Origin of the sequence: Stenotrophomonas sp. RG-453, from assembly GCF_033843685.1 — a bacterium.
In the GTDB taxonomy this organism is placed as follows: domain Bacteria; phylum Pseudomonadota; class Gammaproteobacteria; order Xanthomonadales; family Xanthomonadaceae; genus Stenotrophomonas; species Stenotrophomonas bentonitica_A.
The window spans coordinates 383,545-396,333 of the sequence record NZ_JAMYED010000001.1 but is presented as its reverse complement, the minus strand read 5'-3'; the positions used below and the strand labels follow the sequence as shown (position 1 = coordinate 396,333).

The window sequence follows — 12,789 nt, the reverse complement described above, 5'->3', positions numbered from 1 at the left end:
GAAAACTAGTGTGCGGTCTTACTTCTTGGCGGCGAACAACGCATCGAGCTGCTGCTCGAAGGCGTGGTAACCGATACGGTCGTAGAGTTCCTCGCGGGTCTGCATCGCCTCCACCACATTACGCTGGTGGCCCTCGCGGCGAATGGTCTCATACACGTTCTCGGCCGCCTTGTTGGCAGCACGGAACGCGGACAGCGGGAACAGCTGGATGGCGACGCCGGCCGAAGCCAGTTCATCGCGGCTGAACAGCGGCGTGGCACCGAACTCGGTGATGTTGGCCAGCACCGGCACCTTCACCGCATCGACGAAACGGCGATAGGTGTCCAGATCGTAGGCGGCCTCGGCGAAGATGCCGTCGGCACCGGCCTCGACGCAGGCGATGGCGCGCTCGATCGCGGCATCCACACCGTCCACCTGGATGGCATCGGTGCGCGCGATCAGGAAGAAGTCCGGATCGGTCTTGGCATCGGCGGCGGCCTTGACCCGGTCCACCATCTCCCCCTGCGACACGATCTCCTTGCCCGGCCGGTGACCGCAGCGCTTGGCGCCGACCTGGTCTTCGATATGGCAGGCAGCCGCGCCGGCCTTGATCAGCGACTTGACGGTGCGCGCGATGTTGAACGCGCTCGGGCCGAACCCGGTGTCGATGTCCACCATCAGCGGCAGGTCGCACACATCGGTGATGCGGCGCACGTCGATCAGCACGTCTTCCAGCGTGTTGATGCCCAGGTCCGGCAGGCCCAGCGAGCCGGCCGCGACGCCGCCGCCGGACAGGTAGATGGCCCGGTAACCGGCACGCTTGGCCAGCAGCGCGTGGTTGGCGTTGATTGCACCGATCACCTGCAACGGGGATTCGGCGGCCAGTGCGGCGCGGAAACGGGCGCCAGCGGAGGAAACAGGGGTGCTCATGCGGCATTCCATCGTGGTTGACCGGTGGATAAGCGCAAGGGCCGTGCCAGCTCGCAAGTAACTGATTTCATTGATTCAACACCGGGACGAGGATGTTTCACCTTGAAACATTGAAACACCTGTAACATGGCTGGAACTGAAACACTGAAACACGCCCATGTCGATCAGCCTGCCCCGCCACCGCTCCCGCCTGTCTGATCCGGAGGCCGGCCAGCTGCCGGTGATCTGGACGGTCAGCGTGTCGCGCTTGACCGGCCTGCTCGGCGATGTGATCCCGGAGTTCGACCGCCGCGCCCGCATCGTGCCCATCAACCTCGGCTTCGAGGAGGCGGTGGATGTGATCGGCCAGCGCCTGCGCCGCGAACACTGCGACGTGGTGATCGCCGGCGGCTCGAATGCGGCCTACCTGCGCAGCCGGCTGGAGGTGCCGCTGGTCCCGATCCAGGCCAACGGCTTCGACCTGATGGAAGCGCTGGCGCGCGCACGCCGGATCGCCCCCAGGATCGGCCTGGTCACCCATGCCACCGATGTGCCGACCTTCGGCAGTTTCCAGCACAGCTTCGGGCTGGACATCGAGCATCGCCGCTTCGTCACCCGCGAGGACGCGCGCGACTGCATCGCGGACATGCGCGCCAATGGCATCGAGGTCATCGTCGGCACCGGCATGGCGATCGACCATGCCGAGCAGGTCGGGCTGCCCGGCGTGCTGCTGTACTCGGCCGACTCGGTACGACAGGCCTTCGAACATGCGCTGGAGCTGACCCAGACCCTGGCCCGCTCCGGTGCGTCCTCGTTGCGGCGGCGGGCACCGCCCAAGCGACGCGATGCCGACCATGCCCTGCTCGGCGACAGTGCCGCGATGCAGCAGGTGCGCGAGCACATCGCACTGTATGCGCCCTACGACAGCACGGTGCTGATCACCGGCGCCACCGGCACCGGCAAGGAACTGGTGGCCCGGCAACTGCACAGCGCCAGCGGCCGGCGTGGCCGCTTCGTCGCGCTGAACTGCGGGGCGATCAGCGAATCCCTGCTTGAAGCCGAGCTGTTCGGTTACAACGAAGGGGCGTTCACCGGCGCCCGCCGCGGCGGTCGCGTGGGCCTGGTGGAAGCGGCCGACGGCGGCACCCTGTTCCTGGATGAAATCGGCGAACTGCCGTTGCCGCTGCAGACCCGGTTGCTGCGCGTTCTGGAAGAGCGCGAAGTGTTGCGCGTGGGCGCCACCGAGCCGACGCCGGTGGACGTACGCGTGGTCGCCGCCACCCTGCAGACGCTGGAATCGCTGGTGGACACACAACGTTTCCGCCGCGATCTCTACTACCGCCTGGCCGCACTGCGCATCGCGCTGCCGATGCTGCACGAACGGCGAGAGGATGTCCCCTTGCTGGTGAGCCACTTCTTCCGGCAGCTCGCCGGTACGGACGCGCCGCTGTCCGCCGAGGCACTGGCGCGGCTGCGCGACTACCCGTGGCCCGGCAATGTACGTGAACTTCGCAACATGGTGGACCGGCTGCGCATCCACTGGCAGCAGCAGCCGGGTGAGCTGTCGTTGCCGCAGATGCTGCACTGGCTGCCGGAGCTGCATGCAGTGCACACCGTGCCCGCGAGCCGAGCCACCACCCCACCCGGGGCACTCACCGCTGCAACGGCGGCGCGGCCGGATGCGGACGCACTACAGCAACTGCTGGCCGACTGCGGCGGCAACCGCGAGCAGGCCTGCGCACAGCTGGGGGTTTCGCGGACCACGCTGTGGCGATGGATGCGCGAGGCGACGCCGGGGTGATTACGGGAACAGCATCCGCTTGCTCCACTGGCCATCGGCGCCGACCTCATAGCACCAGCGCTCGTGCAGGCGGAACTGCGCGCCGTACCAGAACTCGATCCGCTGCGGCACCACGCGCAGGCCGCTCCAGCCGTCCGGGCGCGGCACATCGCGGCCGTCGAAGCTGGCCTCGGTGGTCGCCACGCGTGCATCGAACTCCTCGCGTGAGGCCAGCGTCTTCGATTGCAGCGATGCCCACGCGCCAATCTGGCTCATGCGCGGGCGCGAGGCGAAGTACGCATCAGCCTCGGCATCGCTGACCTGCTCCACCCGCCCTTCGATGCGCACCTGGATGCCGGCCTCGCGCAGGCTGCGCCACAGAAACAGCAGCGCGGCCTGCGGATTGGCCTGCAGCTCACGGCCCTTGTGGCTGTCCAGGTGGGTGTAGAACACGAAACCGCGTTCGTCGAAGGCCTTGAGCAGCACCGTGCGCGCCGAAGGCTGGCGGTTCTGGTCGGCCGTGGCCACGGTCATCGCATTGGGTTCGACTTCCCGGCTCGCCTTGGCTTCTTCAAACAGCCCGGCAAAGGTGGACAACGCTTCGGCATACAGATCGGTCATGGCGGTTTTCTTGTCACGCGGTTTGGGTTTATTGTCGCTGCATGCCTGCACCTGCGTACATGCCCCCGACGAAAGGTTTTCCGGATGCACTGGTCGCGCAGGCGCTGGACGACGCGCTGAACTGCGGCGCGGCCGTTCCAGTATTGGCGATCAGCGGCCTGCAGGGGAGCGGCAAATCGACGCTGGCGGCCCAGGTGGTCGCATTGGCGGCATCGCGCGGCCTGCGCGCGGCCATGCTTTCCATCGACGATGTGTACCTCACCCGTGCCCAGCGCCAACGTCTGGCGCGGCAGGCGCACCCGCTGCTGCTGACCCGCGGCCCGCCGGGCACCCACGATCTGGCCCTGGCCCATGCCACCTTGGACGCGGTCGCGGCCGGCGGCCCGGTCGCCCTGCCCCGTTTCGACAAACTGGCCGACGAGCGCCTGCCCGAAAAGGACTGGCCGCGCCTCGACGGCCCGCTCGACCTGCTGGTGTTCGAAGGCTGGTTCCTGGGCACGCCGGCACAGGACGAGGCCGACCTGGATCAACCGCTCAACGCACTCGAGCGCGACGCCGATGCCGACGGCCGCTGGCGCCGCTGGTGCAATCACGCGCTCGCGCAGGACTACCCCGCGCTGTGGCAGCGTTGCGACCGACTGTGGTTCCTGCAGCCGCCGGACTTCTCGGTGATCCCGCGCTGGCGCTGGCAGCAGGAGCAGAACCTGCAGGCCGCCCAACCCGACCGCAGCAGCATGAGCCGCGCCCAGCTGGAGCGCTTCGTGCAGTACTACGAACGGGTCAGCCGGCAGGCACTGCGCACCCTGCCGGAACGGGCAGACAAGGTGATCGCGCTGGACGAGCAGCGCCGGATCGTCGCCACGCGTTGACCGGCGCGGGAGCCGGGCCCACGGCGATCAGCTGACCAGGAAGGTCACGCGCAGGTTCACCCGCCACTCGGTGATGTTGCCTTCGCCATCGGTCACCACCTTGGTTTCATTGATCCAGGCGCCCTGGATGCCTTTGACCGTCTCGGAGACCTTCTTCAGGCCGCTGCGCACGGCGTCTTCGACGCTGGTCTTGGACGAGGCGTTGATCTCGATGATCTTGGCGACAGACATGGTTCGCTCCGGTGGCGTGCGGGACACTCCGCACCCGCCCACCATGGGGGCCGCCGCGTAAAGGCGATGGCACGGAGATGTTAGGATCGAGGGTAATGAATCCCGCTCCGAACCTGATCCTGATTGGCCCGATGGGCGCCGGCAAAACCTGCATCGGGCGCCGGCTGGCCGAGCGCTTCACGCTGGACTTCGTGGATGCCGACCAGGCCATCGTGGACAGCACCGGGGCCAGCATTCCGGCGATCTTCGAACACTCCGGGGAGGCCGGCTTCCGCCAGCACGAGCGCCAGGTCCTGCACGCCCTGCTGGACGGCCACGGCCAACTGGTCTCCACCGGCGGTGGCGCGGTGCTGGATCCGGACAACCGCGCCGCAATCGCACGCCGGGGTTTCGTGGTCTACCTGCGGGTCAGCGTGCCGGCCCAGCTGGAGCGGCTGGCCCGTGACCGCGGCCGGCCGCTGCTGCAGCGGCCGGACCGCGAACAGGTCCTGCACGACATGGCCGCTGCCCGCGACCCGCTCTACCAGGGTCTGGCCGATCTCACCCTGGATACCGATCTATACACGCCCGCCGAGGCCACCGCGCAGCTGGTGCTGCGCCTGGCCGCGCAGTGGCAGCGACAGGAAACACCCGAATGACCCCCTCCCCGCGTACCGTTGCCGTCAGCGGCGACACCCCCTACACCATCCACATCGGCCCGGGCCTGCTCGGCCACGGGGAGCTGCTGGCCCGCCATGTGCGTGGCCGCCACGTGCTGCTGCTCAGCGACTCCTCGGTCGCCCCGCTTTACCTGGCAGGGGTGAAGGCGGCGCTGCTGGCCACGCGCCCGGACCTGCTGATCGGCGCGCTGGTGCTGCCGGCCGGCGAAGCCTCCAAGACCTTGGCCCACTTCGGCGATGCGATCACCGCACTGGCCGCCCTCGGCGCCACCCGAGATGCCTGCGTGATGGCCCTCGGTGGCGGCGTCGCTGGCGACCTGGCCGGCTTCGCAGCCGCCTGCTGGATGCGCGGCGTGGACTGCGTGCAGTTGCCGACGTCACTGCTGGCGATGGTCGACTCCTCGGTCGGCGGCAAAACCGCGGTGGACATCCCTGAAGGCAAGAACCTGGTCGGGGCGTTCCACCCGCCGCGCGCCGTCATCGCCGACACCGCCGCCCTGCGCACCCTGCCGCCCCGCGAACTGCGCGCCGGCCTGGCCGAAGTGATCAAGTACGGCGCGATCCGCGATCCGCTGTTCTTCCAGTGGCTGCAGGACGAGCATGCCGCGCTGCTGGCCGGCGATGACACCGCGCTGGCCCAGGCCATCGCGCGCAGCTGCGAGCACAAGGCCGAGATCGTCGCGCGCGATCCGCTGGAAAAGGGCGAACGCGCCCTGCTCAACCTCGGCCATACCTTCGGCCACGCGATCGAGACCGAACAGGGCTACGGCGCGCCGGGCAACGACAACCTCAACCACGGCGAAGCGGTCGCGGTCGGCATGGTGCTGGCCGCGCGCCTGTCGGCCCAGCTGGGCATGAGCGAGGAGGCAGACACCGACCAGCTGCGCGAGCTGCTGCTGCGCTACGAACTGCCGGTGGCCATTCCTGCCGGCCTGCAGCCTGAGGCGCTGCTGGCCCGGATGCGGCTGGACAAGAAGAACGTCGCCGGCCGCCTGCGCCTGGTGCTGTGGCGTGGGATCGGCCGGGCCGAAGTGGTCGCCGATGTCGACGAGGCCGACGTGCTGCGCGTGCTCGCCGCCGGCTGAGCCTGCGACCTTCCGCCGCACCTGCCCCGACGCTGACGGCCACCTCCGGCGTTCACGGCTACAATCGGGGCATGCGCGTCTTCCTGCACCAACACGCCCGCGGTGCCGATCCGGCCCGCTATCTCCAGCTCACCCTGCAACCGGACCTGTTCGGCGGCTGGGAGCTGCTGCTCGAATCTGGCCCGATCGGCGGGCGCGGGCAACTGCGCCGCGAGCTGTACCTGCAGGAAGACCTGGCGCTGGCCGCGTTCGAAAAGGCACGCGATGCGCACCTGCACCGCGGCTACGAAGTGACCTACACCAGCGGCGACGCGCCGCACTGAGCGGCCACCGCCGCACTGACCCCATTCGGCCCCGCGCCACCAGATCCCAAGGAAGCGTTCCGTGACCAGCCCCTCCCGCCATGATCGCCTGCTGCGCGCCCTGCGCCGCGAACCGGTGGACTGCACCCCCGTCTGGCTGATGCGCCAGGCCGGTCGTTACCTGCCCGAGTACCGCGCCACCCGCGCCAAGGCCGGCAGCTTCCTGGCGATGGCCAAGAACCCGGACATCGCCTGCGAAGTCACCCTGCAGCCGCTGCGCCGCTTCGACCTCGACGCGGCGATCCTGTTCTCGGACATCCTGACCATCCCCGATGCGATGGGCCTGGAGTTGTACTTCGTCGAAGGCGAAGGCCCGAAGTTCCGCCACCCCGTCCGCGACGCCGCCGCCATCGCCAGACTGGGCGTGCCGGACATGGAAACCGAACTGCGCTACGTGATGGACGCCGTGCGCGTGATCCGCCGCGAACTGGACGGCAGCGTGCCCCTGATCGGCTTCTCCGGCAGCCCGTGGACGCTGGCCTGCTACATGGTTGAAGGCGGCGGCAGCAAGGACTTCGCCCGCATCAAGGCGATGGCCCTGAATGAACCGGCCGCCCTGCACCAGCTGCTCTCGGTCGTCACCGATGCGGTGATTGCCTACCTCGCCGCCCAGCGCGCGGCGGGCGCCCAGGTCCTGCAGGTCTTCGACACCTGGGGCGGGGTACTCAGCCCGACCATGTACCGCGAATTCTCCCTGCGTTACCTGACCCGCATCGCGCAGGAACTCGAACGCGGTGACGGCAGCGACCGCACCCCGCTGATCCTGTTCGGCAAAGGCACCGGCCTGCACCTCGGCGCCCTGGCCGACACCGGCGCCGACGCGCTCGGCGTGGACTGGACCCTGGACCTCGCCGACGCCGTCGCCCGCACCGGCGGCCGCGTCGCCTTGCAGGGCAACCTCGACCCGACCACGCTCTACGGCAATCCGGCCGCCATCGAACGCGCCGCCGGTCTGGTCCTGGACAGCTACGCCCAAGGCAACGGCGGCTCCCGCGAAGGCCATGTCTTCAACCTCGGCCACGGCATGTCCCCGGACATGAATCCCGAGCACGTGCAGGTGCTGGTGGAAGCCGTACATCGTTTGAGCCGACGCTGATCGCCATCGGCAGGTAGCCGGCCAGCGGCCGGCACTACACGGGTACGGCCGACGAAGCACGCGTTCTGCATCCAGGACGCGTGCTTTCGTTGTTGCACGCCCCAATGCGTCGGCTTCGGCTCTTGACCACACCCTGATCCCACATCGGCGATCATATCGCCCTCGTTGACGAAGGCCCCGCACCATGACGACCAGCAGCTACGCCTCGATCCGGCCCCTGTTGTGGCTCGTATCGCTGGCCATCTTCATGCAGATGCTGGACTCCACCATCGTCAACACCGCATTGCCTGCCATGGCCCGCAGCCTCGGCGAAAGCCCGCTGCAGATGCAGTCCGTCGTCTTCAGCTACGCCCTGGCCGTCGCCACCTTCATCCCCGCCTCCGGCTGGATCGCCGACCGCTTCGGCACACGACGCACCTTCCTCGTCGCGATCATCCTGTTCACTCTCGGCTCGCTCGCCTGCGCTCTCGCCCAGACCCTGCACCAGCTCGTCGGTGCGCGCGTCCTGCAGGGCATCGGCGGCGCCATGCTGCTGCCGGTCGGGCGCCTGGCCGTCATGCGCTCCGTCTCGCGCGAAGAATTCCTCCGCGCGATGAGTTTCATCGCCATCCCCGCCCTGATCGGCCCCCTGATCGGCCCGACCCTGGGTGGCTGGCTGGTCGAAGTCGCCTCCTGGCACTGGGTGTTCCTGATCAACCTCCCGATCGGCATCATCGGCTACGTCGCGGCGATGAAGATCATGCCGGACCACTACGCCGAACACCGCACCCGCTTCGACATCGCCGGCTACCTCATGCTTGCCTTCGGCATGGTCGTACTGTCCCTCGCGCTGGACGGCATCTCCGGCATGGCCACCCCGCATGCACTGGTCATGCTCATGACCGTCGCCGGCCTGGCCGCCCTCGTCGGTTACTGGCTGCACGCCGCCAACTCCACGGCGCCGCTGTTCTCGCTGGCGCTGTTCCACGTGCCCAGCTACCGCATCGGCATCCTCGGCAACCTGTTCTCACGCATCGGCAGCAGCGCCATGCCGCTGCTGATTCCACTGCTGCTGCAGGTCGGCATGGGCATGAGCCCGATGAAGGCCGGCCTGTTGATGATCCCGGTCGCCGCGGCGGGCATGGTCTCCAAGCGCTACGCGGTCAAGCTCGTCGAGCGCTTCGGCTACCGCCGCGTGCTGATGGTCAACACCGTGCTGGTCGGCCTGGCGATGGCCAGTTTCATCTTCATGACGCCCGGCCAGCCGCTGTGGATCCGCATCATCCAGCTGGCCCTGTTCGGTGCGGTCAATTCACTGCAGTTCACCGTGATGAACACCGTGACCCTGCGCGATCTGGACCGCGACTTCGCCAGTGCTGGCAACAGCCTTCTTTCGATGGTGATGATGCTCGCGACCGGTTTCGGTGCGGCCGCGGCCGGCAGCCTGCTGGCCGCGTTCAATCATCTCGATGCGTCGCATGGCGCAACGGCCGCGCTGCACGCCACCTTCGTCTGCGTCGGCGCCATTACCCTGACCTCCACGCTGATCTTCTGGCAGCTGCCGGACACGCGGCCCTCGCCGCGCGATGTCGAGGAAGTCGCCGAGTAACCGCGCGCAGACGTCCAGCGGTCTGCGATCTGCGATCAGCTATAGGGACCGTCAGCGGACCAACGGTCCGCTGCTACCGGGAGCGTGCAGCACCCGCGCGATCGCCTCCACCAGCAGATCGCCGGTGACCGGCTTGCGCAGGAAGGCATCGAAGCCTGCGTCGCGGGCCTGCTGCTCGATCGATGGATCGGTGCGCGCCGTGACCGCGATCAGCGGCATCTCGAACCCTTGGCTGCGCAGATGCTCAGCCAATGCGATGCCGCCCAGCCCGGGCAGATCCAGATCCATCAGCACCACTTCGAACGGCGCCTCGCTGACCTCGCGCAGCGCCGACAACGCGTGCTCGGCATGCACCACCTGGTGGCCACGCGCCGACAGCAGGCCGCTGACCACCTCGGCCACGGTCAGATCGTCCTCCACCAGCAGGATGCGCAGTGGCGGCAACACCCACTGCTCGCCCTCGGCCGCACCCGGCACGCCGGTGGTTCCCTGCTCCAGGGGCAACGGCAGGGTCACCGTGAAACGCGTTCCCACGCCGAGCTGGCTCTGCACGCCGATCTGCCCCTGCATCGCCAGTGCCAGTTCGCGGCAGATCGCCAGGCCCAGCCCGCTGCCCCCGTACTGCGCGGCGGTGCGGGCGCCATCGGCCTGCTCGAAGCGGCGGAACAATCGCTCCTGCTGATCGGTGCTGATGCCCGGCCCGGTATCGGATACCTCGATGTGCAACCCGCGGCCGGCCGTGATCGCGCGCAACGTCAACCGTACTTCGCCGTGGCTGGTGAACTTGACGGCGTTGCCCAGCAGGTTCAGCAGGATCTGGCGCACGCGCAGCTCGTCACCGACCGTGCGGGTGCCGGCCGGCAAGGTGTTGTCGACCACGAACCGCAGCCCCTTCTGCCCGGCCAGCGCGGCCATCAACGCACAGACATCGTCGATCGGTCGCTGCAGCTGGAACGGCTGCGCCTGCAGTTCCAGGCGCCCCGACTCGATCCGGGCCAGGTCCAGCGCGTCGTTGACCAGATGCAGCAGGTGCTCGCCGGCGTGGCGGATCGACTCGGTATAGCCACGCTGCTTGGGGTTCAATGGCGAGGACAAGAGCAGCTCGCTCATGCCCAGCACCCCGGTCATCGGCGTGCGCACCTCATGGCCCAAGTTCGCGAGGAAACGGGTCTTGGCCGCCGAAGCCTGCTCGGCCAGTTCCTGCTTCTGCAGGGCCAGCTGGTACGCATGCCGGCGCTGCAGCCGGCGCCGGTACAACCAGGCGAACAGACTGAGCAGCAGCAACACGGCCGAGGTCAGCAGCAGCAGGCCCGACAGGCTCCGCCACCACGGCGGCAGCACCCGGAACTCCAGCACCTGCACCCGCGACCAGATGTGGTCGGCCGAGCGGGCCTGCACTTCCAGCCGGTAGCGGCCCGGCGGCAGGCGCGAGAACAGACGTTCGCCGCCGGGTCCCACTTCCACCCAATCCGGGTCGTAGCCGGCCAGCCGGTAACGGTAGTTGTTCGAGGTGGAATCGGCGAAGGACAACAGCCGCGCGACGATCCGCAGGTCGCGGTCGCCGTCGGCGATGTCCAGCGGCACCGCATGGGTCAGGTCCAGGACACGCTCGCCACGGCGCACCTCGACCCGCTCGATCACCAGGGGCGCGCGTCGCGTCGCCGGCTTGACCTGTGCCGGATCGAACACCACCACGCCGGCCGGCGTGCCACCCACGATGCGACCACTCGGGGTCAGCGTCAGCGTGCGGCGGCGGAATTCCTGGCTGGGCAGGCCATCATGGACGCCGTACTGGCGCACGCTGCCGGCTTCCGGATCGACACGCACCAGGCCGCGTGCATTCGCTGCCCAGACCACCCCCTGCCGGTCCACCACCAGACCGGTGGCGGTGATCGCGGGGTAGCCGGCACTGCTGCCGATCACTTCCTGCAGGGTCAGCCGATCGCCCTGCCAGCCGTAGTGCGAGAGCTTGCCTTCCTCGGAAAGCCAGACACTGTCATCGCCGGCCAGCGCCATCGCATGCACGCTCGCCGCGGGGCCACCGGGCAGCGGCTCGAAACGCGCGCGCGCCGCGACCCACTGCAGCAGTCCCTGCCCGGTGGCCACCCACAGGCGGTCCTGGGGACCGCACCGGATATCGAGCGCGTTCTGGCCCGCGCTCAATCCAGCGTGGCCCAGCGCGATGCGATGCAGGACGCGCCCATCGAGATCGCGCTGCTGCAGCCCGGTGGCCGACGCTGTCCACAGGCGCTGCCCGTCGCACAGCGCCAATGATTCGATCGCGCCCTCCATCGTGGCGTCCACCGCCGCGTCGCTGCCCCAGCGCCGCATCCGCTTCTGCCGGGGGTCATAGCGCAGCAGCGCGTCCCAGGAGCCGATCCAGACCTGGCCGCGCGGATCCTCCAGCACCGACTGCAGCCATTGCGTGCCGTCCACCCAGGTCCGGTGCTGTTCGATTTTCCCGCTGACCGGGTCGAACTTGTCCAGGGCGCCGTGCGTGCCCACCGTCCACACACCGCCGTCGGCGGCCGCGCCCATGCCCAGCACATACGCATTGCGCAGCGAGGCCGGGTCATCTTCCAACCGCGACAGCACCGAGAACTGCCACCATCGCGGCAGCAGATGCCACAGGCCGCCGTTGGTGCTGGCCAGCCAGATGCCACCCTCGCGATCTTCGTAGGCGCCGGTCCAGTTCGGCCGCACCTGCCCGCGCGCGATCGCGCTGTACAGCGGCACCTGCTGGAACTGGCCGTCCATCGCACGGCCCAGGCCCGAGCGGGTATCCAACCAATACCCGCCCTGCTCGTCGCGCAGCATCATGCCCAGGATCTGATCGCCATCGGCAACGGCCCAGGGCGCCGGTTCGAAGCGGCCATCCGGGCGGCGCACCGCCACCCCGACATTGCTGCTGATCCACAGGCTGCCATCGGCCTCGGCGGTGAGGCCGTTGATGACGCGCGCCGACAACTGGGCACTGGGCACCGGTTCGAAATCGTGTCCGGTCCAGCGCGCCAGACCGGCTTTGGATCCGATCCACAAGGTGCCATCCAGGGTGGTGGCCAGATTGCCGACCGATGCCGCCGGCAGGCTGCGCGGGTTGCCGGGCTCGGGCATGAAGCGGGTCAGCGTGCCATCACGCTCCAGCCGGTGCAGGCCGCCCTGGTAAGTGCCGAACCAGATCGCACCGTCCGGCGTGGAAGCCACGCTCCAGATCGTGTTGCTGCCCATCTCCGGATGGCTGTCGCGATCGTAGAAGCGGATCTCGCGGCGATCGGCCGACATCATCGCCAGGCCGGCGTTCTCTGTACCGATCCACAGCTGATTACGCGCATCCACGTGGACGCTCCAGACGTGGTTGTCGCGCAGGCCGTCCTCGGCGCGCCAGATGCGGTAATTGCGACCGTCGTAACGGGCCAGCCCATCATTGGTGGCAATCCACAGATAGCCGTAGCGATCCTCGGCCATGCGATTGACGGTGTTGGATGGCAGGCCATCGAACACGGTGAGCTGCCGCGGCGTCGGCGGTACCGGCTGGGCCGACGCAAGCGCCGGCCAGAGCACACACAGGCCGATCAGCAGCGGCCACAGCACACGCAACACCACTGGCTCT

The 12,789-nt window shown here is 68.6% G+C and carries 11 protein-coding genes; 7 read left to right on the top strand and 4 right to left on the bottom strand.

The features are described from left to right. Positions 1-18: 18 nt before the first annotated feature. On the bottom strand, positions 19-909 hold the full coding sequence (prpB, locus tag NJD74_RS01660; protein WP_070425708.1) for a methylisocitrate lyase: 891 nt from the start codon (positions 907-909) through the stop codon (positions 19-21). 157 nt (positions 910-1,066) lie between these two features. On the opposite strand from prpB, the gene prpR reads away from it, so the two are divergent. After that, positions 1,067-2,689: a propionate catabolism operon regulatory protein PrpR gene (gene prpR, locus NJD74_RS01655; RefSeq protein WP_319623527.1), complete on the top strand. Its 1,623-nt coding sequence runs from the start codon at positions 1,067-1,069 to the stop codon at positions 2,687-2,689. Here prpR and pdxH read toward each other — a convergent pair whose 3' ends face one another. After that, the gene (pdxH, locus tag NJD74_RS01650; RefSeq protein WP_046272701.1) at positions 2,690-3,289 is read right to left on the bottom strand and encodes a pyridoxamine 5'-phosphate oxidase; all 600 of its coding nucleotides are present in this window, start codon (positions 3,287-3,289) and stop codon (positions 2,690-2,692) included. It lies immediately after the preceding gene. A gap of 41 nt (positions 3,290-3,330) precedes the next feature. On the opposite strand from pdxH, the gene NJD74_RS01645 reads away from it, so the two are divergent. Next, positions 3,331-4,158, top strand: a complete 828-nt coding sequence (locus tag NJD74_RS01645) for a kinase (protein WP_319623526.1) — start codon at positions 3,331-3,333, stop codon at positions 4,156-4,158. Between the two features lie 27 nt (positions 4,159-4,185). Here NJD74_RS01645 and NJD74_RS01640 read toward each other — a convergent pair whose 3' ends face one another. Beyond that, a complete protein-coding gene (locus tag NJD74_RS01640; protein ID WP_019186071.1) occupies positions 4,186-4,389 on the bottom strand; it encodes a dodecin family protein in 204 nt (67 codons plus the stop codon). Positions 4,390-4,484: 95 nt separating this feature from the next. On the opposite strand from NJD74_RS01640, the gene NJD74_RS01635 reads away from it, so the two are divergent. From NJD74_RS01635 to mdtD, 5 genes are all read left to right on the top strand, one after another. Beyond that, positions 4,485-5,027, top strand: coding sequence for a shikimate kinase (locus NJD74_RS01635; RefSeq protein WP_313210952.1), 543 nt, complete (start codon positions 4,485-4,487; stop codon positions 5,025-5,027). Beyond that, entirely contained in the window at positions 5,024-6,133 is a 1,110-nt protein-coding gene (gene aroB / locus NJD74_RS01630; RefSeq protein WP_319623525.1) for a 3-dehydroquinate synthase, read from the top strand. Before NJD74_RS01635 ends, aroB begins: the two co-directional genes overlap by 4 nt. Before the next feature lie 71 nt (positions 6,134-6,204). Further along, the gene (locus NJD74_RS01625; RefSeq protein WP_319623524.1) at positions 6,205-6,456 is read left to right on the top strand and encodes a WGR domain-containing protein; all 252 of its coding nucleotides are present in this window, start codon (positions 6,205-6,207) and stop codon (positions 6,454-6,456) included. Positions 6,457-6,517: 61 nt separating this feature from the next. Then, positions 6,518-7,591: a uroporphyrinogen decarboxylase gene (gene hemE / locus NJD74_RS01620; RefSeq protein WP_319623523.1), complete on the top strand. Its 1,074-nt coding sequence runs from the start codon at positions 6,518-6,520 to the stop codon at positions 7,589-7,591. A 184-nt stretch (positions 7,592-7,775) separates the two neighbouring features. Then, positions 7,776-9,179, top strand: coding sequence for a multidrug transporter subunit MdtD (mdtD, locus tag NJD74_RS01615; protein ID WP_070425714.1), 1,404 nt, complete (start codon positions 7,776-7,778; stop codon positions 9,177-9,179). 51 nt (positions 9,180-9,230) lie between these two features. Here mdtD and NJD74_RS01610 read toward each other — a convergent pair whose 3' ends face one another. Beyond that, on the bottom strand, positions 9,231-12,782 hold the full coding sequence (locus NJD74_RS01610) for an ATP-binding protein (protein ID WP_319623522.1): 3,552 nt from the start codon (positions 12,780-12,782) through the stop codon (positions 9,231-9,233). Between the last annotated feature and the right edge of the window lie 7 nt (positions 12,783-12,789).